This is a genomic window from Mycobacterium sp. shizuoka-1, from assembly GCF_002723835.1.
Taxonomy (GTDB): Bacteria; Actinomycetota; Actinomycetes; order Mycobacteriales; family Mycobacteriaceae; genus Mycobacterium.
In genome coordinates this window covers 78,981-102,415 of sequence record NZ_BEWG01000020.1, presented here as the reverse complement: position 1 = coordinate 102,415, position 23,435 = coordinate 78,981, and the positions used below count along the sequence as shown (strand labels likewise).

23 protein-coding genes are annotated in these 23,435 nt (G+C 67.4%); 3 read left to right on the top strand and 20 right to left on the bottom strand.

Annotation, left to right across the window (positions count from 1 at the left end; genetic code table 11):
- From MSZK_RS05730 to MSZK_RS05720, 3 genes are all read right to left on the bottom strand, one after another.
- Positions 1–1,146, bottom strand: a complete 1,146-nt coding sequence (locus MSZK_RS05730) for a thiolase family protein (RefSeq protein ID WP_099245710.1) — start codon at positions 1,144–1,146, stop codon at positions 1–3.
- 4 nt (positions 1,147–1,150) lie between these two features.
- Complete coding sequence (locus MSZK_RS05725) at positions 1,151–1,570, bottom strand: Zn-ribbon domain-containing OB-fold protein (protein ID WP_099245708.1); 420 nt, start codon at positions 1,568–1,570, stop codon at positions 1,151–1,153.
- Between the two features lie 95 nt (positions 1,571–1,665).
- Positions 1,666–2,655: an LLM class F420-dependent oxidoreductase gene (locus MSZK_RS05720; RefSeq protein ID WP_099245706.1), complete on the bottom strand. Its 990-nt coding sequence runs from the start codon at positions 2,653–2,655 to the stop codon at positions 1,666–1,668.
- 36 nt (positions 2,656–2,691) lie between these two features.
- On the opposite strand from MSZK_RS05720, the gene MSZK_RS05715 reads away from it, so the two are divergent.
- Positions 2,692–3,117 carry a pyridoxamine 5'-phosphate oxidase family protein gene (locus MSZK_RS05715; RefSeq protein WP_099245704.1) on the top strand — a complete coding sequence of 142 codons (426 nt, stop codon included), beginning with the start codon at positions 2,692–2,694 and terminating at the stop codon, positions 3,115–3,117.
- Between the two features lie 511 nt (positions 3,118–3,628).
- On the opposite strand, the gene MSZK_RS05710 is transcribed toward MSZK_RS05715, so the two are convergent.
- The 3 genes from MSZK_RS05710 to MSZK_RS05700 form a co-directional block, all read right to left on the bottom strand.
- Positions 3,629–5,122 (bottom strand): class I adenylate-forming enzyme family protein, encoded by a 1,494-nt coding sequence (locus MSZK_RS05710; RefSeq protein WP_099245944.1) that lies wholly within the window; start codon positions 5,120–5,122, stop codon positions 3,629–3,631.
- Between the two features lie 80 nt (positions 5,123–5,202).
- A complete protein-coding gene (locus tag MSZK_RS05705) occupies positions 5,203–7,338 on the bottom strand; it encodes a 3-hydroxyacyl-CoA dehydrogenase NAD-binding domain-containing protein (RefSeq protein WP_099245702.1) in 2,136 nt (711 codons plus the stop codon).
- Between the two features lie 9 nt (positions 7,339–7,347).
- Complete coding sequence (locus MSZK_RS05700; RefSeq protein WP_099245700.1) at positions 7,348–8,559, bottom strand: acetyl-CoA C-acetyltransferase; 1,212 nt, start codon at positions 8,557–8,559, stop codon at positions 7,348–7,350.
- 180 nt (positions 8,560–8,739) lie between these two features.
- On the opposite strand from MSZK_RS05700, the gene MSZK_RS05695 reads away from it, so the two are divergent.
- On the top strand, positions 8,740–9,954 hold the full coding sequence (locus MSZK_RS05695) for a pyridoxal phosphate-dependent aminotransferase (RefSeq protein ID WP_099245698.1): 1,215 nt from the start codon (positions 8,740–8,742) through the stop codon (positions 9,952–9,954).
- Here the strand turns inward: MSZK_RS05695 and MSZK_RS05690 are convergent.
- The 12 genes from MSZK_RS05690 to MSZK_RS05635 are packed head-to-tail and all read right to left on the bottom strand — an operon-like array spanning position 9,928 to position 22,011.
- Complete coding sequence (locus MSZK_RS05690) at positions 9,928–10,842, bottom strand: LLM class F420-dependent oxidoreductase (RefSeq protein ID WP_099245696.1); 915 nt, start codon at positions 10,840–10,842, stop codon at positions 9,928–9,930. The genes MSZK_RS05695 and MSZK_RS05690 overlap by 27 nt on opposite strands.
- 39 nt (positions 10,843–10,881) lie before the next feature.
- Positions 10,882–11,334: an SRPBCC family protein gene (locus tag MSZK_RS05685; protein WP_199203203.1), complete on the bottom strand. Its 453-nt coding sequence runs from the start codon at positions 11,332–11,334 to the stop codon at positions 10,882–10,884.
- A 58-nt stretch (positions 11,335–11,392) separates the two neighbouring features.
- The gene (locus MSZK_RS05680) at positions 11,393–12,472 is read right to left on the bottom strand and encodes a CaiB/BaiF CoA-transferase family protein (protein WP_099245692.1); all 1,080 of its coding nucleotides are present in this window, start codon (positions 12,470–12,472) and stop codon (positions 11,393–11,395) included.
- A gap of 14 nt (positions 12,473–12,486) precedes the next feature.
- The gene (locus tag MSZK_RS05675) at positions 12,487–12,930 is read right to left on the bottom strand and encodes an SRPBCC family protein (protein WP_099245690.1); all 444 of its coding nucleotides are present in this window, start codon (positions 12,928–12,930) and stop codon (positions 12,487–12,489) included.
- Positions 12,931–12,971: 41 nt separating this feature from the next.
- Entirely contained in the window at positions 12,972–14,366 is a 1,395-nt protein-coding gene (locus MSZK_RS05670; protein ID WP_099245688.1) for an MCE family protein, read from the bottom strand.
- Between the two features lies 1 nt (position 14,367).
- A complete protein-coding gene (locus MSZK_RS05665; RefSeq protein ID WP_099245685.1) occupies positions 14,368–15,489 on the bottom strand; it encodes an MCE family protein in 1,122 nt (373 codons plus the stop codon).
- Positions 15,486–16,793 carry an MCE family protein gene (locus tag MSZK_RS05660; RefSeq protein ID WP_099245683.1) on the bottom strand — a complete coding sequence of 436 codons (1,308 nt, stop codon included), beginning with the start codon at positions 16,791–16,793 and terminating at the stop codon, positions 15,486–15,488. Before MSZK_RS05660 ends, MSZK_RS05665 begins: the two co-directional genes overlap by 4 nt.
- Positions 16,793–18,100, bottom strand: a complete 1,308-nt coding sequence (locus MSZK_RS05655; RefSeq protein WP_099245681.1) for an MCE family protein — start codon at positions 18,098–18,100, stop codon at positions 16,793–16,795. Before MSZK_RS05655 ends, MSZK_RS05660 begins: the two co-directional genes overlap by 1 nt.
- Positions 18,097–19,125, bottom strand: a complete 1,029-nt coding sequence (locus MSZK_RS05650) for an MCE family protein (RefSeq protein WP_099245679.1) — start codon at positions 19,123–19,125, stop codon at positions 18,097–18,099. The genes MSZK_RS05655 and MSZK_RS05650 overlap by 4 nt, the downstream gene beginning before the upstream one ends.
- Positions 19,122–20,465 carry an MCE family protein gene (locus tag MSZK_RS05645; protein ID WP_099245677.1) on the bottom strand — a complete coding sequence of 448 codons (1,344 nt, stop codon included), beginning with the start codon at positions 20,463–20,465 and terminating at the stop codon, positions 19,122–19,124. Before MSZK_RS05645 ends, MSZK_RS05650 begins: the two co-directional genes overlap by 4 nt.
- A gap of 2 nt (positions 20,466–20,467) precedes the next feature.
- Positions 20,468–21,286, bottom strand: a complete 819-nt coding sequence (locus MSZK_RS05640) for an ABC transporter permease (RefSeq protein ID WP_099245675.1) — start codon at positions 21,284–21,286, stop codon at positions 20,468–20,470.
- Positions 21,283–22,011, bottom strand: coding sequence for an MlaE family ABC transporter permease (locus MSZK_RS05635; RefSeq protein ID WP_371411292.1), 729 nt, complete (start codon positions 22,009–22,011; stop codon positions 21,283–21,285). The genes MSZK_RS05640 and MSZK_RS05635 overlap by 4 nt, the downstream gene beginning before the upstream one ends.
- 318 nt (positions 22,012–22,329) lie before the next feature.
- On the opposite strand from MSZK_RS05635, the gene MSZK_RS05630 reads away from it, so the two are divergent.
- A complete protein-coding gene (locus MSZK_RS05630) occupies positions 22,330–22,683 on the top strand; it encodes a UBP-type zinc finger domain-containing protein (RefSeq protein WP_099245673.1) in 354 nt (117 codons plus the stop codon).
- Here the strand turns inward: MSZK_RS05630 and MSZK_RS32585 are convergent.
- Together MSZK_RS32585 and MSZK_RS05625 are read right to left on the bottom strand one after the other, a co-directional pair.
- Complete coding sequence (locus MSZK_RS32585) at positions 22,566–22,973, bottom strand: hypothetical protein (protein WP_199203216.1); 408 nt, start codon at positions 22,971–22,973, stop codon at positions 22,566–22,568. The genes MSZK_RS05630 and MSZK_RS32585 overlap by 118 nt on opposite strands.
- Positions 22,974–23,026: 53 nt before the next feature.
- Positions 23,027–23,419, bottom strand: a complete 393-nt coding sequence (locus MSZK_RS05625; RefSeq protein ID WP_099245671.1) for a nuclear transport factor 2 family protein — start codon at positions 23,417–23,419, stop codon at positions 23,027–23,029.
- Between the last annotated feature and the right edge of the window lie 16 nt (positions 23,420–23,435).

Sequence of the window (23,435 nt, the reverse complement as noted above, 5' to 3'; positions counted from 1 at the left end):
TCACAGCGAAAGGATTGTCGCCGAAGCGGTTCCCGGCGCACCGTACACCTGGGCCAGGCCGACCCGGGGGTTGCCCGGCACCTGCCGCTCGCCGGCCTCGCCGCGTAGCTGGCGCACCAGCTCGTGCATCTGCCGCAGGCCCGACGCACCGATCGGCTCGCCGTTGGCGATCAGCCCGCCGTCGGTGTTGATCGGCAGGGAGCCGTGGATTTCGGTGGCGCCGTCAGCCAGCAGCTTCTCCTGCTCGCCGTCGGCGCACAGGCCGGTCTCGGCCATGTGGATGATCTCCGCACCGGCGTCGGTGTCCTGCAATTGGGCGATGTCGACGTCCTCGGGCCCGATGCCGGCCACCTGGTAGGCCGCCTTGGCGGCGTAGACGGTCGGTGACACATCCTCCTCCAGCGGTGCCGACGTACCGTGTACCTCGTAGGCGCCATAGGTCCGGGTGCGAATCTCACTGGCACGCACATAGACCGGCTTGTCGGTGAACCGGTGGGCGATGTCGGCGCGGCACATGATCACTGCGGCGGCGCCCTCATCCGGAGCGCAGAACATGTACTGCCGCAACGGGTAGTTCAGCACCGGCGAAGCCATGATCTCCTCGACCGATATCTCCTTACGGCGGAACGCATTCGGGTTGAGCACGCCGTTGCGGAAGTTCTTGTTGGCCACCCGCGCCAGCGTCTCCTCGGAAATGCCGTGGTCATGGATGTAGCGGTTGGCCTTGATGCCGAAGAACTTGGTGGTGACGAATTGCCCGTTCTGGGCGTACCACTGCGGCAGAGCCAGTTTGGCCGGGTCGTCGGTGAACGCACCGCGCGGATGCTTGTCCAGACCCACCGCGATGCCGATGTCGTACTTGCCGAGCCGGATGGTGTCGGCGGTCTGCTGGATGGCGCTGGCCGCTGTCGCGCACGCGTTGAACACATTGGTGAAGGTGATCCCGGTCAGCCCGACAAGGCGGGTGACCGCGTCCGGGTTGGACACTTCGTAGCTGCCGCCGAAGCCGAACTGGATGTCTTTCCAGTCCGCGCGGGCATCCTGCAGTGCCAACTCGATGGCCTCGGCGCCCATCTGCATGGCGGTCTTGTCGAATCGGCCGAACGGGTGCAGGCCGACTCCGACGATCGCGACGTCGTTGCTCATGTACTCAGCCCTCCGCCGGCGCGAAGGCGAACGTGACGACCTCGTTGCCGTCGCCGTCGGCGGCGAACGGGATCATGGTGAGCTCGACGTCCATGCCCCACTTCAGTTTTGCCGGATCATTCTCGGTCAGCCGGCCTTCGACCCGGATCACGTCGCCGAGTTGCACCAGCCCGACACCGAACGGAACGAAGTCCTTACCGGTGGGGCCGATGTAGGGCGCCCCGGGCGGGAAGCCCTGCGTGGTCCAGGCCACCAGGGTGCCGCGCCGGGGCAGCGTGACCTCGTTCATTCCGGCCGCACTGCACCGCGGGCAGCGTTGTTGGCTGGGGAACACCACCGCCGAGCAGGCGGCGCATTCACTGCCGATGAGCGCAGGGTTTTCGTCCGGCCATGTCGAGATCTCCGGGGCCAGGGCCTTGTGCATCGCAACGATCCTCCGTCGTCCTACTCGGTAGGCGGATCGTACAACACAGTTGGCGCGATATGAAAACCTCATTCTCATCTGGGTGCACGCGCTTCTCACGCCAGCGCGGGGATCACCTCACGCTCGAACAACTCGATGCCGGAGCGGTCGTAGGCGGCCTCGGGGAAGTAGCAGATCACGTACTCGCAGCCCAGGTCCCGCAACTCGGTCAGGTTCGCGATCACCTGCTCCGGGGTACCCGCGGCCGACCCGGGTGCGCTGACCGTGGTCATCATGGCATCGGCGGCCGCATCTCCGCAGACACCGGCCAGCCGGTCGCGCACCCGTTGCACCCGCGCGGTGACGTCGTCGGGCGAGCTGCCGACGATCGCGTTGACGTTGGCCGAGCGGACGATGGCGCCGAAGTCGGTACCGACCTCCTGGCAGTGCTCGGCAAGTACCTGCGACTTGTGGGCGAAGCCGTCAGGATCGGCGGTGAAGTTGGTGTACTGCGCATACTTGGCCGCGATCTTGAGCGTCACCTTCTCACCACCACCGGCGATCCACAAGGGAATTCCGTTCTCCTGCAACGGTTTAGGCGCAACAATCGCGCCGTCGACCTGATACTGCTTGCCGGCGAAACTCACCCTGCCGTCCTGCCAGGCCTCGCGCATGATCTGCACGCCCTCGTCGAGGCGCGCCAGCCGCACGCCCGCGGACGGGAATCCGTAGCCGTAGGCCCGCCACTCGTGCTCGTACCACCCGCCGCCGATCCCCATCTGCACCCGGCCGCCGGAGATGATGTCGGTGGTGGCCGCCACCTTGGCCAGGTACGCCGGGTTTCGGTAGCTCATGGCCGTGCACATCTGGCCGAGCTTGATCCTCGAGGTGCTGACCGCGTAGGCGGCCATCAGTGTCCACGCCTCGTGAGTGGCCTCGTCGGTGGGCACCGGCACGGTGTGGAAGTGGTCGTAGACCCAGAGCGAGTCCCACGCTCCAGCGTCGGCGTGATCGGCCAGATCACGCATTACCTGCCAGTGTTTTTCGGTGGGGATGCCGACCAGATCCAATCGCCAGCCCTGGGGGATGAACAGTCCGAATCGCATGGCCCGACTCTACGGCGCGCGAGCTAGCGTGAAGAGATGGCACTTTCCACAGATGAACGTGAGCAGTTCCTGGCCGAACCACACATCGCGGCGTTGTCGGTGTACGCCGGCGATGCGCGCGGACCGTTGACCGTGCCGATCTGGTATCAGTACACGCCCGGTGGCGAGCCGTGGGTGCTCACCGGCGCCGGCTCCCGCAAGACCCGGCTGATCGAGGCGAGCGGGTATTTCTCACTGATGGTCGAGCACGTGGATCCCAGCGTGCGCTACGTGGCGGTGGACGGCCCGGTCAGTCGTATCGAACCAGGCACCGACGAGCAGCTCGTCGAGATGACGAAGCGCTATCTGTCCCCGGACAAGGTCGAGGCCTACCTCGAGTACGCACGCCGGGAACTCGGCGACCATGTGGCGATCTTCATGCGACCTCAACACTGGTTGTCCGCCGATCTCGGGGCGATCTGACCGGCGCGCCAAACCCGGATACCGACCCCCGGACGGCAATCGGCCCCTCCCATCCGGGAGGGGCCAATGCTCCCCCTTGCCTCCTCATTCCCCTGGCGTAATGCCCATCACACCGCAAAACTTATCTGAGAGCAAGCTGAGATGTTGTAGTTCAGCAAAAATTTCTCGGAACGTAGGCAAATCAACTCCGGCATGCCGCCCAAATATCCGAATTTGACAAATGTCGAGGCCAGAAGCCCTTCCGGGAAACGCCCGCGACGGCAAATCGGGGGCCAACCCGACGATAAGGCAATGCGGCCAGCAACTAGGCCTGAAAAGCTGGGGCGTGGCTGCCGGACAAATGTTTGCCGTCTCGGGCAGGCCTGGGATTTATCCGAGGTAGACCCCAACCAGGCGCCGCATCGTGGATTTGCGATCCGATCGCGATCGCCCCACGACGGGTACCGGGCGCCGCGCCGACCGCCGACAGTCCCGCCAGAGTTCTGGCAATGACCGAAACGGGCCGGGCGCCTTACGCCGAGGCGTGGGGGTACATGGCGGCCACATCGCGAAGCGCAACCTTCAGCGACGGGTTGCGGGGCAGCTCGGCGAGGACGACCACCGCGACCGGCACGCAGTGCTTGGGCAAGGCCTCCCGGACCATGCCGATCAGCTCCGCCGGCTGCGGCGCCGGGCACCCGGGAATTGTCTCCACCGCCGCGAACGGGACCTCGCCGAGCCGGGCATCGGCTACCCCGACCACGGCCGCGTCGCGGACCGCCGGGTGGGCGACCAGCACTCGGCGCACCGTCTCCGGCAGCACCTTGAACCCGCCGCGGTTGATCGCGCCGTCTGCACGGCCGTGCAGCGTGACGAAGCCGTCGGCGTCGACGGCGGCAAGGTCGTTGGTGCGGATCCAGTCCGGGCCGATGGCCGCGATCCTGGCCTCCAGCACGCCCTGCTCCCCCACCGGGAGTTCGGTCCCGTCACCGGGATCGACGATGCGCACCTGTGTTCCCGGCATCACCCGCCCACTGCTGGCCCGCTTGGCCGCGCCGAACTCGCGGTAGAGCTCGGGTGTCCAGGTGCACACTGAACCGGCGAATTCCGTTGCACCGTAGGCCAAGAGGACAGGCACGCCGTACCGCTGCTCGAACGCGTCCCGGGTCTGCGGATCCAGCGGGCCTGCCGCGCTGATCACGTATTCGAGCGAGGACAGGTCCTCGCGCGGCAGGTCGGCGTCCAGCAGCATCCGTACGGCAGCGGGCTGCAGACCCGAGCGGGCGACACCATAGGTCTTCACCACGCGCACCCATTCGGCGACGCTGAACTTCTCCAGCAGTGCGATCCGTTTGCCGACGTAGGCACCGGTGATCAGCTGGCACACCCCGCCGATACCACCCAGCGGCCAGTACATCAGCTCGGGCGGATCGTCGGCAGCGGCGCCGCCGATCGCCACGCTGCGCACGGTGTGTTCCAGCACCGCGGCGGGTATCGTGTGCCGTTTGGGCGGCCCGGTGGTCCCGCTGGTGAGGACCCGAAGGCCGGTCGAGCCATCCCGGCCGGCCGCATGCAGTCGCGGCGAAACCCGTTCGACACCGCAAATGCGTTCCGCCGCAGAAAGTTCCGCCGATACGGCGATCCCGGCGGTGCCGGTGCGGCGGGCGGCGGCGATCACCGGCTCGGTCCAGTCCTCCCGGTCGGCGACGACCGCCGCCAGTTCCAGCGCTTCGATGTCGCGACCGATCGCGTCGGCCGATTGGAAGGAATAGATCATCGACACCCACCGGCCCGCGCCGAGCAAGCCCACCACGGCGGCCGCGTGCGGTGGCCGGTTGCGGGCCACCACACCGACCGCGGCGCCGGGCGCCACCCCAGCCGCCCGTAACGCGTCCTCGATCGCGTCGGCACAGCCGGCGATCTCGTCGCCGGTGTACCACCGGCCCCCGAATTCGATACAGGGCGCGCCGCCGTATCCGCCCAGGCTGGCGGCCAGCCTGCTGCCGATCGTCGCGGCGTCGCTCACCGGCCCCACGCTAGGCCGAGCACACGCAAAAGTCCCCGAAACATCGAGGTTTCGGGGACTTTGCGGCTGGTCGTGAACGGCTACAGCAGCGACGCCGGCGGGTTGAACCGCTCGCCGTACTTGGCTGCCAGCTCTTTGGCCCGGGCCACGAAGCCGGCCTTGCCACCGTGCGGGTAGCCGACGATCAGCTGAGCGGCGCCACCGGTCCACGGCGGGAAGCCGATACCCATGATCGAGCCGATGTTGGCGTCGGCCGTCGTCGTGATCACGCCTTCGTCGAAGCACTTCTGGGTTTCCAGCGCCTCGGCGAACAGCATCCGGTCGATCATGTCCTGCAACGGAATCTGCGAGCTACCGGAGTTGAACGTCTCCCGCAGGCCGGGCCACAGCTGGGTCCGCTTGCCGTCGACGTACTCGTAGAAGCCGGCACCGGACAGCCGCGACGGACGGCCGATCTCGATCATCTTCTCGACGACCGCTTCGGCCGGATGCCCGGTGTAGGTGCCGCCCGCGTCTTCGACACCCTTGCGGGTGGCGACGGCGATCTTGTGCATCAGCTCGAGGTTGAGTTCGTCGGACAGCTGCAGCGGCGGGGCCGGGTAACCGGCCTGCGAACCCGCATGCTCGATCGATGCCGGCTCGACACCCTCGCCGAGCATCGCCAACGCCTCGTTGACGAACGTGCCGATGACGCGGCTGGTGTAGAAGCCGCGGCTGTCGTTGACCACGATCGGGGTCTTGCCGATGGCCAGCGTGTAGTCGAACACCCGAGCCAGCGCCTCGTCAGAGGTCTTCTCGCCCTTGATGATCTCCACCAGGGGCATCTTGTCGACCGGGGAGAAGAAGTGAATGCCGATGAAGTCGTCCTGACGCTTCACGCCGGTCGCCAGTTCGGTGATCGGCAGGGTCGAGGTGTTCGATCCCAGCAGCGCGTTGGGCTCGACGATGTCCTCGATCTCGCCGAACACCTTGTGCTTCAGCTCGACCGACTCGAAGACGGCCTCGATGACGAAGTCGACACCGGCGAAATCGGCGGCATCGGCGGTCGGGGTGATCCGAGCCAGCAGCGCGTCCGAGCGCTCCTTGGTGGTCTTGCCACGCTCGAGGGCCTTGGCCTCCAGCTTCTCGGAGTAGCCCTTGCCCTTCTGGGCCGCTTCCAGCGTGACGTCCTTGAGGACCACGTCGAAGCCGGCCTTGGCCGAGACATAGGCGATGCCCGCGCCCATCATGCCGGCACCCAGCACACCGATCTTGGTGATCGGGGTCTTGCCGATGCCGTCGGGCCGCGAGCCACCGGAGTTGATGGCCTGCAGGTCGAAGAAGAACGCCTGGATCATGTTCTTCGCGATCGGCCCGGTCACCAGTTCGGTGAAGTACCGGCTCTCGATACGGGTCGCGGTCTCGAAGTCCACCTGCGCACCCTCGACGGCCGCGGCCAGGATGTTGCGCGGGGCGGGCATCGGCGCGCCCTTGAGCTGCTTGCGCAGCAGCGACGGGAACGACGGCAGGATCGCTGCCAGCGCCGGGCTGCTCGGGGTACCGCCGGGCATCTTGTAGCCCTTGGCATCCCACGGCTGAACGTGCGCGTCGGGGTTGGCCTTGATCCACGCCTTGGCGGCGGGCACCAATTCCTCGACGCTGCCGACGAGTTCGTCGACCAGGCCGTTGTCCTTGGCGGCGGCCGGCTTGAACCGGGTGCCCTGGGACAGCACGTTGACGAAGGCGTTCTGGATACCCAGCATCCGCACCGTGCGGGCCACGCCGCCGCCACCGGGCAGCAAGCCGAGGGTGACCTCGGGCAGACCGATCTGCACACCCTTCACATCGGCGACGATGCGGTGATGGGTGGCCAGCGCGATCTCCAGGCCACCGCCGAGTGCGGCGCCGTTGATGGCGGCGACGACCGGCACACCCAGGGTCTCCAGCGCGCGCAGGTCGCGCTTGATGTCCTCGACCTCGTCGAAGATCTCACCGGCGTTCTCTGGGCCGGCATTGATCATGCTCTTGAGGTCACCGCCGGCGAAGAAGGTCTTCTTGCCGCTGGTGATCACCACACCGGTGATCGAATCCTTTTCTGCGACAAGCCGTTCGACGGCCTTGTGCATGGATTCCTTGTAATGCTCGTTCATCACGTTGGCCGACCCGGTCGGGTCGTCCAGCGTCAGCGTGACGATGCCGTCGGCATCCTTGTCCCACGCAATCGTGTTCTCTGCCATGACTTTTCCTTAGACCCTCTCGATGATGGTGGCGACACCCATGCCGCCGCCGATGCACAGCGTGATCAGCGCGCGCTTGGCGCCGCGGCGCTCCAGCTCGTCGACCATGGTTCCGGTGATCATGGCGCCGGTGGCGCCCAGCGGGTGGCCCATCGCGATGGCGCCGCCGTTGACGTTGAGCTTCTCGTTGGGGATGTTGAGGTCCTTCTGGAACTTCAGCACCACCGAGGCGAATGCCTCGTTGAGCTCGAACAGGTCGATGTCGTCCACGGTCAGGCCCGCGCGAGCCAGGACCTTCTCGGTGGCCGGGGTGGGGCCGGTGAGCATGATCGTCGCGTCGGCGCCGGTCGTCGCGGTGGCGACCACGCGGGCGCGCGGGGTCAGGCCCTGAGACTTGCCCGCCTTTTCACTGCCGATCAGCACCAAGGCGGCGCCGTCGACGATGCCCGAGCTGTTGCCGCCGGTGTGGACGTGGTTGATCTTCTCGATCCAGTGGTACTTCTGCAGCGCCACATCGTCGAAGCCGGCCATCGCAGCCAGGCCCTCGAACGCGGACTTCAGCTTGCCGAGACTTTCCACCGTGGTGCCGGGACGCATGTGCTCGTCGTGGTCGAGGATCACCAGGCCGTTCTGGTCCTTCACCGGGACCACGGACTTGGCGAAGTAGCCACCCGACCAGGCCGCGGCGGCGCGTTCCTGGGACTGCGCGGCGTAGGCGTCGACGTCCTCGCGGGAGAACCCCTCGATCGTGGCGATCAGGTCGGCGCCGATGCCCTGGGGGGCGATGTAGTTGTCGAAGGTGAAGGGGACGTCGGTGAACATCGCGCCGCCGTCCGAGCCCATCGGGACGCGGCTCATCGACTCGACGCCACCGGCGAGCACCAGGTCGTCCCAGCCGGAGCGGACCTTCTGCGCGGCGGTGTTGACGGCCTCCAGGCCCGAGGCGCAGAACCGGTTGAGCTGCACGCCGCCGACGGTGTCGGGCATTCCGGCCGCCAGCACGGCGGTGCGGGCGATGTCGCCGCCCTGGTCACCGACCGGGGACACGCAGCCGAGGATGACGTCGCTGATCAGGCTCTCGTCGAGGTCGGGGAAGCGCGAGCGCATTTCCTCGATCAGCCCGACCACCAGGCTCAGCGGCTTGACTTCGGTGAGCGATCCGCCGCGCTGCTTACCGCGCGGGGTGCGGATGGCCTCGTAAATGAAGGCTTCTTCGGACATGTGTGTTCTCTCCAGGTCCTGTTCGGAGTTGGTGTGACGATCGTTCGACGGGTCGTCCTCTGATCGCGAAGCTTAGCAACCTCGCCCAACCGGATGGTTGGGCGGTCGCGCGGACCGGGCCACCCGCCCCACCCCGCGACGAAACCGCAGACCACCCGCGCCCGACTAAGCTCCGCGGTTATGACGGGTTTCAGTGTCGCCGGCCGCCCCGCTCCGGTCGCGGGGCTGCAGCCCTACGCGGTGACGATCTTCGCCGAGATGTCGGCGTTGGCCGCGCGCATCGGTGCGGTGAACCTCGGTCAGGGCTTCCCGGACGAGGACGGTCCCGCCGGCATGCTCTCCGCGGCACAGGAGGCGATTGCCGACGGGGTCAACCAATACCCGCCGGGGCTGGGCATCGTCGCGCTGCGCGAGGCCATCGCCGCCCAGCGCAAGCGGCACTACGGCGTCGACTACGACCCGGAGAACGAAGTGCTGGTCACGGTCGGCGCCACCGAGGCAATCGCCGCCGCAGTCCTCGGCCTCGTGGAGCCGGGCTCCGAGGTGTTGTTGATCGAGCCGTTCTACGACTCCTATTCCCCCGTCGTCGCGATGGCCGGCTGCCGCCGCGTCGCGGTGCCGTTGGTGCCCGACGGCCGCGGGTTCGCCCTCGATGTCGACGCCCTTCGCGCCGCGGTGACACCGCGGACCCGCGCGCTCATCGTCAACTCACCGCACAACCCGACCGGCATGGTCCTGGCCGATCACGACCTGCAGGCGCTGGCCGCCCTGGCCGTCGACGCGGACCTGCTGGTGATCACCGACGAGGTCTACGAGCACCTGGTGTTCGACGGCAGACGGCATCTGCCGCTGGCGGCCTATCCGGGGATGGCCGACCGCACGGTGACGATCTCGAGTGCGGCCAAGATGTTCAACTGCACCGGCTGGAAGATCGGCTGGGCCTGCGGCAGTCCCGAGCTGATCGCCGGGGTGCGGGCGGCCAAGCAGTACCTGACCTATGTCGGCGGCGCGCCGTTCCAGCCCGCGGTGGCCTACGCGCTCAATACCGAGGACAACTGGGTTGCCGCGCTGCGCGATTCGCTGCAGGCCAAGCGAGACCGGCTGTCCGCGGCGCTGACCGAGCTGGGCTTCGCGGTACACGACAGTGCGGGCACCTATTTCGTGTGCGCCGATCCGCGACCGTTGGGCTATTCCGACAGCACCGAGTTCTGCGCGGAACTCCCGCACCGGGCCGGGGTCGCCGCGATCCCGATGTCGGCGTTCTGCGACCCCGCGTCACCGCACATCGGTGCATGGAATCACCTGGTGCGCTTCGCTTTCTGCAAACGCGACGACACGCTCGACGAAGCCATCAGCCGGCTGGGCGCCTTAAAGGGCGGCCGCGACCTCCCATAGGGTGGCGGGTGCAGCGACCTGCGATCGCAACGGGCTGAGCACGAGATCGGTTGCCCCGGCGTCGAGATAACGCCGCAGCTGGCGCACCACCGCGTCGACCGATCCGACGGCGGCGAGTTCGGCGACACCGTCGACGCCCTCGCGGGCGATCACGTTCCGATACGACGGAATGGTGGTGTAGAAGCCGAGTTCCTCCGCGGCCACCTCACGTCCCACCCGCTCGTCATCAGTGACCATAACCGGGACCGCGGCGATGATGCGCGGACGCGGGCGGCCCGCCTCGGCGGCGGCCTTACCGATCACCGGGGCGATGAATTCGCCGATCGTGCGAGGGCCGGCGAGGTACGGCAGCGTCCCGTCGGCGAGTTCACCGGTGATCGCCAGCGCTCGGGGACCCATCGCCGCCACGTATACCGGCACCGGCGTGCCACCCGGCACCCCGACCTCCCACTCCGGGTCGGCCGACAGCTCAGAGCCGTGGAAATGCACTGCGCCGGTTTCGAATACCGACCGCAGCACGGTCAGATGCTCACGCAGCCGGGTGATGGTGTTCGGCCAGACCTGGCCGAACGCCACCCGCTCCGGGGCATGGGCGCCCAGGCCCAGACCCAGGCTGAAGTTGCCGTGGCTGGCCGCCTGCGCGGTCTGCGCCAGCCCGGCCACGATCAGCGGGTGGCGCGGGTTGAGCGGAACCACCGAGGTTCCCACGCCCAGCCCGGGCACCGCCGCCCCGACCACCGCGGCCAGTGCGATGGCGTCGAGGTCGAACCGCTGCGCAAACCACACCTGCCGGACGCCCGCGGCGTAAGCACCGCGGGCTTGGTCGATGACATCGTCCACGGCGTTGTCGGCGTTGGGGTTCGGTAACAGCACCACTCCGGTCGTCATGCTTGGGCCAACACAGCCCGGCCCGGAAGACATTCCGATCTACTCGGGCTGAAGCGAACCCTTGCTGTCGAGCACATAGCGGCGAAGACCGTCGGTGGCGGCAGCGAGCACCAACTTCTTGGCGCGCTTGACCAGGAACTGCGGCAGCGGAGTGGACGGCTCCAGCGTGATGTCGAACCGGACACGGGTCGCGTCGCCTTCCCGGCGAAGGGTGTACTCGCCGTGCTGGGCGTGCTGCTGCGCGGTCCGGTCGGCGTCCCAGACCACCCAGTCGCATCCCCAGTGGTATTCCAGGACCTCGTGATCCACCAGGCCGAGCAGGCGGACGGTGACCTCCACGCGTCGCGGCCGGCCGTCGGCGTAGCGGTCCACCACGTGGGCACGTTTGTGGACCGACGACCACGTCGGCACCGCCTCGACATCGGCGAGCACGTCGAGGATGGCCTCCGGCGGGGCGTCGATCACGATCTCGCGCGATGCCCGAACCGCCACAGCAGCAAACCTAACCATCGGATCGACCGGCCGGGTCGACTTTGGCTCAGTTGGTCGGCTACCAGCCGATCTCGGACAGCTCGGTGGTGCCTTGTGGCGGTACACCGATCGATCCGGTGGCGCTGCGCGAGAACCGGGGCGCGGGCGCGGCCTGCTGGGTGCCGTCGACGTCGACCAGGGTCCCGCGTGCCAGCAGGTGTTCGCTGGCGGCGGCCTCGGCCCAGCCGAGCACCGGCGTGACGCACGCATCGGTGCCGGCGAAGATCGCCGTCCACTCGTCGCGGGTCTTGCCGGCAAATGCCGAGCTGAACAGCTCCCGCATCTCGGGGTATCGCGCGACATCGAGCTGGCCGGGCACCTCGTCGGTCGACAGCCCGAGGCCCGCCAGCAACTGGGCGAAGAACTGCGGTTCGATCGCGCCGACGGCCATGTAGCCGCCGTCGGCGGTCTCGTAGGTTCGGTAGTAGGGCGCCCCACCGTCGAGCAGGAAGGACTCGCGCTGGTCCTTGAGACTGCCGGTCGCCTTCATCGTCCACATCATCTGGGACAGCACACTGACCCCGTCGACCATGGCGGCGTCGATGACCTGGCCTTGGCCGGAGCGCTCCCGTTCGTACAGCGCGGCGACGATGCCGAGTAGCACCAGCATCGATCCGCCGCCGAAGTCGGCGACCAGGTTCAGCGGCGCGACCGGCGGACGATCCCGGTAGCCGATGGCGCTCAGCGCCCCGGTCTGCGACAGGTAGTTGATGTCATGGCCGGCGGTCTGCGCCAGCGGGCCGTCCTGCCCCCAGCCGGTGATCCGGGCGAAGATCAGCCGGGAGTTGGCCGCCATGCACTCGTCCGGTCCGATGCCGAGGCGCTCACAGGTGCCCGGGCGGAAGCAGTCCAGCAGCACGTCGGCCTTGCCGGCGAGGTCCAGTAGCGCACCGGGCTCGGATTTGACGTCCAGGTCGACCACCCGCTTTCCGCGGTGCAGCAGGTCGATGTTCTCGGCCGGCATCGTCAGCCCACCGGGACGGCGGACCCTGACCACGTCGGCGCCCAGGTCGGCCAGAATCATGCCGGCGTGCGGTCCCGGGCCGATCCCACCGAGTTCGATCACTCTCACCCCGGCCAGGGGTCCCGTATTCGTCACGGACGTAAGGTAACTCAGCCGCCCTTGTGCACCTTCAGCACCTGCTTGCGCAGCCCGTCGGTCGCGGTCTCCATTGCGCCCTTGATGGTGCGCTTGACCACGAAGCCGGGCAGCGGCACGGCCAGGTCGATGGACAGGTCGAAGCGCAGCTTGGTCTTGTCGCCGTCAGGGGTCAGCGTGTATTTGGCGTCCTGCGACCGCAATTGGCCGGCCTTGACCAGGGTCCAGCTCACCACGTTGTCGGCCCAGGTGTACTCGACGATCTGTTCGTCGGTCAGGCCGGCCGCTTTGATCTTCATCTTGACCGTTCGCGGCCTGCCGTCGTCGTAGGCCTCGAGGACCTCCGCGCTCTGGTACTGAGGCGACCAGCTCGGCGTCGACTCGACGTCGGCGATGACATCGAGGATCGCCTCGGGGCCGGCTTCGATCACGACTTCACGGGAATCTTTGACTGCCATGGCGTGACCATAGTTGGTGGCGCCGGTTTATATGCGGGTTCCTACGAGCCCGGCGGCACCAGCATGGATTGCCAGGTCTTGTTGCCGGGGTCGTGCTGGCCGATGACCAGCGGAGGCAATGCGGCGCCGGTGCCCTGTGGCGGTGGCAGGCGCGGGTCGGCGCCCGGCGGATACTGTGGCACTCCCTGCCCGGAGAAAGTCGCGTTCGGGTCACCCTTCCAGTTGAAGCCGTCGTTCAGCGGCACGTAGTTCTGCTCGCTTTCGCACATCTCGACCGTCGGCGCGCGTTTGCCCGGATTGTTCTCACACGGAATGTTGCGCACGCCACGGACATTCATGGCGGAGTCCTGCGGGATCCGGCAGTACAGGTCACCGGCGGGGCGCTCGGGGTAGTCGACATCCGACGGCGACCGTTGCTGATCGACGGGCAGGAAGCCGGTATTGCACGGCGGCGGCAGGTTGAGGTTGAGGTTGAAGTCGAGATAGATGCCCCGGTAGGCCTGTTTGACCCCGGAGTCGGCGACCGCGATGGCCTGCATGACGGAGGTGCCCTGCGGGAAGAGCACCAGCAGCTGTTCGATGTCGTTGCGATAGGTGACCGCGACGTCGCCGAGGCTCACCAGGTTGGCCAGCAACACCGGCAGGGTGGGCGCCACCCGGTCGAACAACGCCCTGCTTTCCTCGAGCGCCGGCCCACCGGTGTTGAGCAGGTCGGCGAACGCACGATCCTGGGTCTTGAGCTGACCGGTGATCGAGGCCATGTGCGCGGCCCAGGCGGCGATCGAATCGGAGGTCTGCACCTGCGAATTCAGCACCGGCGGCGCCTGGTCGATCAGCTGGGTCAGCGGTCCGACGGTCTTGCCACCCTCGATGGCCAGTGCCGTGGACCCGTCGACGATGCGGGACAGTTCGGGTCCGAGGCCGCCGACGGCGGTGGCCGCCTCATCGACGACGGTGCGCAGGTTGTCCTGGGGGATCGCCTGCAGCGCTGTGTTGGCGGCGTCGAGCAGCCGGCCGATGTCCGGCGGGTTCGCAACGTCGGCGGCCGGAATGACGTCGCCGTCGCGCAGCGCCGCGCCGGCTCCCGGTTGCGGGGTGAGTTCGAGGAACTGCTCGCCGACGGCCGAGCGGCTGTGCACCGCGGCGCGGACCGGAGTGGGGATCGGGGTGCCGGAGTCCAGCTTCAGCACGGCACGCACACCGGTGCGGGTGACGTCGATCGAGGCCACCCGGCCGATCTCGGTCCCGCGGTAGGTCACCACCGATGTCGGGTACAGCCCGCCCGAGGTGGGCAATTCGACCGTCACCGTGTAGCGCCCGACCCCGAACAACGCAGGCAGATGGACGAATCCGAACAACATCACACCGACGGAGACCAGCGTGACCGCAGCCAGGATCGCCAGCTGGGTCCAGACCTGGCGCGACAACCGCAGCATGTCAGTAGCCCCCGAAATGGTACGGGGCGATCAGCGGATTGACCGCGGTGTACGGGCTCGGCATCTGGCCGATCGTGCGGCCCCATTGCATTTCGAGCTCGGTCAGATTGCCCTCCCACCGCGTCCCGGTGAACAGGCTGCTGTCGATCCGGCTCAGAGTCAGGTCGATGATCAGGGTGATGTTCGCGAAGTCGCCCCGAAACCAGTTCGGGATCGTGCTTTTCACCCACGGATAGGTGGACAGGAAGTCCAGGCCTCGGGTCAAGGCCGGCCCGGCGTTGGCCAATTCACGCAAGACCGGAGCGATATTGCGCAGGTTGTCCACGAGCGACTGCTTGGTCTGGTGGACGGTGTCGGCGGCGATGGCACCGAACTTGCCCAGTGCGTCGATGGCGTTGGCCAGCTTGGTCCGCGAATCGGCGAGCACCGCAAGCGCTTGCGGGATCGTCGTGAGTGCCTTGTCCACTGTCTGGTCTTTGGCGGCGACCTGTCCGGCCAGATCGTTGAGTCGTTCGGTAGCGGTGATGATGTCGTCGGTCTGGGCGTTGAGCCGGTCGATGAACGTATCCAGCTGGGTGAGCAGGCTTTTCATGTCGCTCTCGCGACCGGACAGCGCGGTCGCGAACGCTTGGTTGATCTCCTGCAGCTGGCCGAGTCCGCCGCCGTTGAGCAGTACCGACACCGATGCCAGCGTCTGTTCGGTGGTGGGATAGGTACTGGCTCGCGTGAGCGGGATCAGCGATCCGTCCTTGAGTTCGCCCTCGGGCGCGACATCGGCGGGCGGTGCCAGTTCGATGTGCATGGAGCCCAAGAGGCTGGTCTGCCCGACCTTGGCGGTGCTGTTGGCCGGCAGGTGGACGTCGCCGTCGATGCGCATCGTGACCAGCGCGTGCCAGCCCTGCACCTCGATTTTGGTGACGTTGCCGACGTTGACGTCGGCGACCCGTACCCGGGTGTTCTGCTGGATGGTCACCACATCGGGCAGTTGCGCGAAGACGGTGTAGGAGCCGGGGCCGGTGCCGGTGGTTCCCGGCAGGCTCAGCGAATTTAGGCCGCGCCATTCGCATCCCGGGATTGCCGCCACGCAGCAGAGCGCCAGTGCCCATGCCACCAGCCGCCTCACGGGGAACCGTCCGGCACCATCAGACCCACCAGCCCGGCGCCGGGGTCGGTCGGCGTCGCGGGTGCTGCACCCGGCACTTCGGCGGCCAGCGCGCCGGCTCCGTCGGTGGGCCGCGCGGGCACAGCCGGCGGCAGATGGGGGTTGAGCCGGTCTTCGCTGTAGGTGATCTCGTTGGGCCGCGCGACGGTGCCGACGAATGGGTTGCCCCCCAGCGGCGGGTAGTTGTACTGGCGGTTCTTGATGATCGGCGCCAGATACTGCGTGCACAGTTTCGCGGACTGTTCGGCCCCCTCGCGCGACGCCGCCTGGATTGAGCTGCAGATGAATTGGACGGTATCGGCGAAGTTGACCGGGGCCAGGATGCCGGTGATGGCGCTCTGCGCCGGTTGGTAGATGTTGGTGAAGTTCGCGAACACCGTCGGGGCGATGTGCAATGCCTGCTTGATGTCGCCACGGCTGTCGTTGAGTGCGGTGGTGATCGCGTTGAGATGGTCGAACGTCACCCCGAGACCCTCTTTGTTCTCGGCGACGAAGCCGCGCAGATCGTTCACCGCACCATCGAGGCCGCGGGTGGCGTCGGCGATCTCGTTGGGAGAGTTGGACAGCACCGTGGTGACATCGGCCAGGTTGGTGTTGAACGAGGCGAGCAGATCACTGCTCGAGGACAGCGCGGACACCAGCAGTTGCAGGTTGCGCACGGTGCTGAAGATGTCTCCGGCGTGATCGCCGAGGGCCGATGCGGCCTGCGACAGCTTGATCACGGTGTCGCGCGCGGTGTCTCCTTCGCCCCGCAAGTTGTCGGCGGTGGTGTTGATGAACTCGCCGAGCGGGCTGGGACCACCAGGGGTGGTGGGTTGCAGGGAGCCGGTCAGCTTCTCCAGCTGACGACGTAGGTCGTCCCATTCGATCGGAACGGCGGTGCGCTCGATCGGGATGGTGGCGCCGTCGGTCAGGGTGGGCCCGGCCGAGTAGGCCGGGATGAGTTGGATCGCCCGCGCCGAGACGAGGGACGGCGACAGGATGGCGGCCTTGACGTCGGCGGGCACCTGGTACTGGCGGTCGACGGAGAATGTGACCTTGGCGGAATTCTGTTGCGGTTCTATCTTGTCCACCGTCCCGACCGCGACACCGAGGATGCGGATCTCGTCGCCGGTGTAGAGGCCGTTGGTGTTCGCGAAGTACGCGACGTAGGTGTTGCGCGCGACGGTGTGCCCCCAGGGGGTCGCGACGAGGGTGATGGCGACAGCGAGTGTCGCCAGCAGGCTGATGGCGGTGGCGAGCCGGACAATCCGGCGACGGGTCATCAGTTCGCTCCGTCCGTGGCCGGGACGGGCGGGACGGTCGGCGGCGGGAGTTCCCCGGGCGCGGGTGCGGTGGCCGGTGGGCCCGGCGGCGGACCGCCCGGCGGTGGGGCCGGCAAGGGTTCGCGATAGGGGTAGCGGCCGGGGAACTGCGTGGGCAGATTGGGATCCTGATTACCGGTGATCGCGTCGGGCAGAGTCAGATTCGGCTCACCACCTTGCCCGGTGCGAGGGAAGGGCACTGGCAGGGGCGGAGTCGCCGGCTGGCCGACACCGGGTTCGACCAGCTGCGACGGCAGCAGGGTGTTGGGATCGAGCCCCAGGTCGGAGAACGCGGCATCGATGAACGGCTGGGAGAACTGGCCCGGCACCAGGTTGACCAGTGAGGCCTTGAAGAACGGGCCGGATCCGAGCACCTCGCCGAACGACATCGCGTAGCGCCGCAACAGATAGAGGGTGCGCTGCAGTTCCTGCTTGCGCTTGTCCAGGATACCCAGCACGCCGTTGAGCTTGTCGACAGCCGGTTGGAGCTGGGTCCGGTTGTCGTTGACCAGACCGGAGATCTGCGCGGACACCGCGGCCAGGTTACCCATCAGGGCATCCACCGAATGACGTTGTGCCACAAGTTCGGCCAACAGAGCGTTGGCATTGGCCACCAGCTGCGCGATCTGATCGCTGCGTTTGGCCAGCACCGCGGTGACCTTGTTGGCGTTGGTCAGGAGGTCGCGCAGCTTGGCGTCGCGGGCGTTGAGGGTGTCGGAGAAGCGGGCCACGCCTTCCAGGGCGAGCTTCAGGTCGGGCGGGGTGTCTTTGAAGGTGTCCGCCAATGTCTCGAGCGCCGAGGACAATTGCGTGGTGTCCAGTCCGCTGATGGTGGTGGTCAAGTCCCCCAGCGCATCGGTGAGGTCATACGGGGACGTGGTGCGTTCCAGCGGAATGGGCCCGTCGAGGGTGCCCTCACCGCGCGGGGTCAGCTCCAGATACTTGGTGCCCAACACGGTTTCGGTCTTGATCGCGGCCTCGGTGCGGTCGCCGAGCTCGACGCCGTCGCGCACGGTGAAGTCCACCAGAACCTTCGTGCCGGCAAGGGTGATGTGGGAGACTCGGCCCACCCCGAGTCCGGACACCCGCACGTCGCTGCCGGTCTTGATGCCGCCGGCCTCGGCGAAGTAGGCGGAGTGGTCGCTGGTCCCCTTGAGGAACGGGATCTTGTCGTAGGAGAAGACCGCGGCCACCAGCGCGGTCAGGGTGAGGACTCCGACGATCCCGACGGTGAGCCGGTTGCGCTCGGCCAGGGGTTTGATCTTCATTTGGGTGTGCACCGTCCCGTGTCCTGGCCCGCGAGTTTGACGAACACGGGTTGGCCGCCCTTGCCGTTGACTTTGAGGATGGCGTCGCAGAGGTAGAAGCCGAAGTAGTCGCCGTACAGACCATTTCGGGCCAGCACCTGGTAGGCGTCCGGCAGGGTCTTGACCAGATCGTCGACGTAGTCGTGGTCGGCCATCACCTGGCCGGCGAACCGGTCGGTCTGCACCACGGTGTCCTTGATCGGCGTTCGTGCCTCGGTCAGCAGATCGGCGACCGACCCTGCCGCGGCGTTGATGTAGGCGACACCGTTGCCGATGTCGGTCCGGCGTTCGGCGAGGCCCGCGACGAGTTGGGAGAGCTTGTCCAATCCGCTGGAGAACTGCTCGTCACGCGCGGCGAAGGTGCCCAGCACGGTGTTCAGATTCGTGATGACCTCACCGATCAGCTGGTCGCGGCCGGCCAGTGTCGTGGTCAGCGCCGAGGTCTGGGCGAGCACCGACGAGATCGTGCCGCCCTGGCCCTGGAAGACCCGCAACAGCTCACCGGAGAGCGCGTTGACCTGGTCGGGATCCAGGGCACGGAACAGCGGGCGGAACCCGCCGATCAGCGCGTCGACATCGAGGGCGGGCGACGTGCGGGCGAGCGGAATGGTCTGGCCCGGTTGGAGTTTGCGCACCGATCCCGGGCCCTCCTCCAGCGACAGGTACCGATCGCCGATCAGGTTCTCGTAGCGCACCACCGCCCGGGTTCCCTCGGTGAGCTGCAGGCCCTTGTCGACGACGAACGCCACGGTGACCGTGCCGTCCTTGTGCAGGCTCATGTCGGTGACCTTGCCGACCTCGACACCGGCGATCCGCACGAAATTGCCGCCCTTGAGGCCGGACACGTTCGTGAACACCGCCGAATACCCTGCGCGCGAGTCGAACCGGAACTGACCGAACACCGTGACGAGGATGAACATGAACAGCAGGCACATGACGCTGAACAGCGTCACCCGGGCGATCGAGCGTGCGGTTGCCGACCTCATGGCTGCCCTGCCGGTGGCGGCGGGTACAACGGTGTGCCGTCGGGCGCGTATTCGGGTGCGCCATACGCCGGCGCCCCCGGGTACGCGGGCCAGGGTCCCGGCGCCGGACCGCCCGGGTATCGGATCTTGGGATCCTCAGGCACCCCCTTGGTCGCCGGGAAGTAGTTGGCGAACCCCGGGAAGCCGATGCCGGGGTTGGGTCGCACGTCCAGGCCGGTACCGAAGCCGGTGTCGGTGACCAGGTACTTGACCGGGAAGTTCTTGCTGGCGTCGGGCAGCGAACCGCAGCTCGGCTTGCCGCCGGGGCCGCCCTTGGCGTTGACCACCGGCAGGTTGTCCGGATAGCGGTAGGGGTCGTCACCGGCCAGCAGCGCCGCATCCATGATCACCGATTTCCCGTTGCCGCCCAAGGCATCCCGGCCACCGTTCTCCAGGAACCATTGGGCGCCCTGGAACAGGCAGGTGTAGGTGGGCGAGTACTTGAGGAAAAGGGCGGTGGTGGGGTCCAGTATGTTCATCGCGCGGACCAGGTTCGTCTGGTTGGTCCCGATCGTGCTGATCCCCGACTGGGCGAAGCCGATCGCGGACAGCAGCAGGTTGTCCAAAGCCCCGGCGTTGTCGGTGAGGGTGACACTGGTGGCGGTGAAGTTGTCCAGGATGGACAGGATGTCGCCGGCCGCGTCCGAATACGTCTGTGCGGTCTTACCGAACAGCTGCCAATCCCGTTGTACGGTGTCCATTCTCGGGTTGACGGCCAGCAGGACGGTGTTGGCGTCGGTGATGGCCTGGCCGATGCGGCCGCCCTTGCCCCGTACCGATTCGGCCACCGCGGACAGCACCGCGTTCAGCTTCGCCGGGTCGATCGATCGCACCACCGACTGCAGGTTCTCGAAGACGGTGTTGACCTCCGAGGTCACGTTGCGCGAGCGCACCAGGGCCCCGGGTGTCAGGTGACCGGTCTCGCCGGCCGGGATGATCAGGTCGACGTATTTGGCACCGAATGCGGTGCTGGACTTGATCTCCGCCTCGACGTTGCCCGGCAGGTATCCGAACGGCCCGGGATCGATCTTCAGATTCAGCGTCGAGAGGGTGGCACCGTCCGCGCCGCGCTGCGTGCCGATGCCGGACACTTCGCCGATCTGTACGCCGCGGAGTTTGACCTTCGCGCCGTCCTCCATGACCAGGCCGGCCCGGTCGGAGACCAGGGTCAGCGGAACGGTTTTGCGCAGCGCGCCGGTGAACAACAGCGCCGTCAGCGTGGTCAGCGCCGCGATCACCAGGATCAGCACGGGGGCCCACCAGATCGGATCGATCCCGCCCCGCCGGGGTGCGTCGGCCACGGCTACCCCGACAGGTGGAAATTGCCGGACTGCCCGTAGACGGACAGCGTGATGGTCAACAGGATGAAGACGCCCGCGGTGATCGATGTCCGCACCGCGCGCCCGACGGCCTCCCCGACACCGGCCGGGCCGCCGGTCGCGGTGTAGCCGTAGTAGGTGTGTACCGCCATCACGGCGGCCGCCATCGCCAGCGCTTCGACGAACGACCACAACAGGTCGGTCGGGTGCAGGAACGTGGTGAAGTAGTGCTCGTAGACGCCGCGGGATTGGCCGTAGACGATCGTCGTGCCGAACTTGGTGGCGACAAAGGACATCAGGACGGCGACGGTGTAGATGGGGATGACCGCGATGATCCCGGCGACGATGCGGGTGGAGGCCAGGTAGGTGACAGCGCGAATGCCCATCACCTCCAGGGCGTCGATCTCCTCGTTGATCCGCATCGCGCCCAGCTGCGCGGTGGCGCCGGCGCCGATGGTGGCGGCCAGGGCGACACCCGCGGTGGCGGGGGCGATGAACCGGACGTTGAGGAAGGCACCGAGAAACCCGGTGAGAGCCTCGATGCCGACGTTGGACAACGTGTTGTAGCCCTGGACCGCGATCAGGGCGCCGGTCGACAGCGTGAGGAAGCCGACGATGACCACGGTGCCGCCGATGACGGCGAGCGCGCCGGTGCCCATTCCCATCACCGCGATCAGCCGCAGCACCTCGGCCGGATAGCGCCGGATCGCCTCGCCGGTGGCGGCCAGCGCGTTGCCGTAGAAGACGGTCTGCTCGCCCAGCCTGCGGGTGGAGTCGACCGCTCGCTGATGCAGGTCGGTCACGGCGCCACCTTCACCCCGAACGCGGTGGCCAGGATGTTGATCAAGAACAGCGCCATGAACGCGAACACCACCGTCTCGTTGACGGCGTTACCGACGGCGGTCGGTCCGCCACCGACGGACAGCCCCTTGTAGCAGGCGATCAGACCGGCCGACAGTCCGAACAACAATGCCTTGGCCAGGGAGACGATCACCTGGGGGAGCCCCGTCAGCAGGGTCATGCCGGCGACGAACGCCCCGGGGGTCACATGCTGGAGGTAGACCACGAAGAAGTAGCTCCCGGCCAGTCCGACGACGGCGACCACCGAATACAGCATCAGGGCAACGAAAGTCGCGGCGATCACCCGCGGTACGACGAGTGCCTGGATGGGGTTGACGCCGATGACCTTCATGGCGTCGATCTCCTCGCGGATGGTGCGGGCACCCAGATCGGCGCACATCGCGGTGGAGCCGGCTCCGGCGACGACGATCGCCGTCACCACCGGGCCGACCTGTGTCACCGAGGCCAGTGCGGCTCCCGCGCCGGACAGGTCGCCCGCGCCGACCTCCAGCAGGACGATGTTGAGCGTGAATACGATGAGCACGGTGTAGGGAATGGACAGCACGAGCGTCGGCACGATCGATACCCGGGCGACGAACCAGATCTGGTCGAGCAGCTCACGCCAGGCGAACGGCCGACGGAAGGCGGCCGCGAAAGTCTCGCCGACCAGGACGACGAAGTCCCCCACCGAGAAAACGGGCTTGGACCACGCGGCGCTGTTCACGGATGGATGAGGGGTGACCAGCGGCGCGGCGACGACGGCGTCATCGCCGCCTCGCGCCAGCACCCCTCTGCGGATCCCATGGGTAGTCCTCTCGTCCTCAAGCCTGCGCCGGACGGTAAGAGGGCACCGATGAGCTGTCAACGCACCCCGACGGATCCCGGAGGTGGTCAACTACCGGAATCGGCTGGTTGTACCAACGGTTTTGATTTCACTCAGCCGGATTAAATCGGCCCGAGCAGAAAACGTCCCGGCAGCCTCTTCGGCCGACAGTAAGCTCGCAGCATGGGTGAAGCGGTTGATCCTTCGGTCCCGCCGAGCGGCTCGGGCTGCGTCGAATGCGATGCGGCCGGCGGCTGGTGGGTGCACCTGCGCCGCTGCGCGGCCTGCGGCCACATCGGCTGCTGCGACGATTCACTGATGCGGCACGCCGCCGCGCATTGGCGGGAAAGCGGGCATCCGATCATCCGGTCGTTCGAACCGGGCGAGGACTGGTTCTGGGATTACCAGACCGACCAGTACTACGACGGACCGGACCTGGCCCCGCCGGAGAGCCGGCCCGTCGAGGAGACCACGCCGGGCCCGCGTGGTCGCGTGCCGACCGACTGGGTGGAGATCCTGCGCAGCCGCGCCGACTGAGTCAGTGTGTCGGTGCCGCCCCGGCGGCGCAGCGACACCGTGGCGCAGGCATCGTCGGTCAGCGTGGTGTCATCGACGACCACACGCTTCTTGCGCAGTACCGCGCGCCCGCATGCGATGAACGGCACCGGAGCGGCGACGGCGTCGGCGGAGATCTGCACCGAGTCGACGTATCGGGTCCCGATCTCGGCGGCGTCGAAATGGACCAGGTAGCGGATGGTGAAAAGCCAGGTGCCATCACGGCGCTGTTCGCCGCGGACGATCAGGGAGCCGTCACCGATCCTGGCCATGCATCAGATCGTCCTCCGCCCGGCCGCCCAAACGCGGCTGCACACGCCGGGAGTTACGCCAATCCGGAGGCGGCCATTTCCTTTTCAAATTCCACGCGCATCCGCTCGGCGAACTCGGTGACCGCCTTGAGCGGACGCAGCATCACGGTGAACTCGTCGATCAGCCCGTCTTCGCGGGTGTGCAGAAAATCGCAGCCGTTGATGTCGAGGTCGCCGACCTTGGCGGTGAAGACCAGCGCGTGGTCGGCTTGTCCTTCACCACCGATCTCCTTGACGTAGGTCAGATCGGCGAACACCCGCGACACCGCACGGAGGATGACGCCGATCTGCTCGCGCCCCTGGTAGGGCTTGTGGGCGATCGGGCTGCGGAACACCACATCCTCGGTGCACAGTGCGGGCAGGGCATCGAAATCGCCGGCTTCGACGGCGGCACGGAAGGCATGCATGGGCTCAGCATGCCAC

Excerpts from the sequence above, each read along its gene's own strand:
- MSZK_RS05730 (WP_099245710.1), bottom strand. The coding sequence starts at position 1,146 with ATGAGCAACGACGTCGCGATCGTCGGAGTCGGCCTGCACCCGTTCGGC.
- MSZK_RS05725 (WP_099245708.1), bottom strand. The coding sequence starts at position 1,570 with ATGCACAAGGCCCTGGCCCCGGAGATCTCGACATGGCCGGACGAAAAC.
- MSZK_RS05720 (WP_099245706.1), bottom strand. The coding sequence starts at position 2,655 with ATGCGATTCGGACTGTTCATCCCCCAGGGCTGGCGATTGGATCTGGTC.
- MSZK_RS05715 (WP_099245704.1), top strand. The coding sequence starts at position 2,692 with ATGGCACTTTCCACAGATGAACGTGAGCAGTTCCTGGCCGAACCACAC.
- MSZK_RS05705 (WP_099245702.1), bottom strand. The coding sequence starts at position 7,338 with ATGGCAGAGAACACGATTGCGTGGGACAAGGATGCCGACGGCATCGTC.
- MSZK_RS05700 (WP_099245700.1), bottom strand. The coding sequence starts at position 8,559 with ATGTCCGAAGAAGCCTTCATTTACGAGGCCATCCGCACCCCGCGCGGT.
- MSZK_RS05695 (WP_099245698.1), top strand. The coding sequence starts at position 8,740 with ATGACGGGTTTCAGTGTCGCCGGCCGCCCCGCTCCGGTCGCGGGGCTG.
- MSZK_RS05690 (WP_099245696.1), bottom strand. The coding sequence starts at position 10,842 with ATGACGACCGGAGTGGTGCTGTTACCGAACCCCAACGCCGACAACGCC.
- MSZK_RS05675 (WP_099245690.1), bottom strand. The coding sequence starts at position 12,930 with ATGGCAGTCAAAGATTCCCGTGAAGTCGTGATCGAAGCCGGCCCCGAG.
- MSZK_RS05670 (WP_099245688.1), bottom strand. The coding sequence starts at position 14,366 with ATGCTGCGGTTGTCGCGCCAGGTCTGGACCCAGCTGGCGATCCTGGCT.
- MSZK_RS05660 (WP_099245683.1), bottom strand. The coding sequence starts at position 16,793 with ATGACCCGTCGCCGGATTGTCCGGCTCGCCACCGCCATCAGCCTGCTG.
- MSZK_RS05655 (WP_099245681.1), bottom strand. The coding sequence starts at position 18,100 with ATGAAGATCAAACCCCTGGCCGAGCGCAACCGGCTCACCGTCGGGATC.
- MSZK_RS05650 (WP_099245679.1), bottom strand. The coding sequence starts at position 19,125 with ATGAGGTCGGCAACCGCACGCTCGATCGCCCGGGTGACGCTGTTCAGC.
- MSZK_RS05630 (WP_099245673.1), top strand. The coding sequence starts at position 22,330 with ATGGGTGAAGCGGTTGATCCTTCGGTCCCGCCGAGCGGCTCGGGCTGC.
- MSZK_RS32585 (WP_199203216.1), bottom strand. The coding sequence starts at position 22,973 with ATGGCCAGGATCGGTGACGGCTCCCTGATCGTCCGCGGCGAACAGCGC.
- MSZK_RS05625 (WP_099245671.1), bottom strand. The coding sequence starts at position 23,419 with ATGCATGCCTTCCGTGCCGCCGTCGAAGCCGGCGATTTCGATGCCCTG.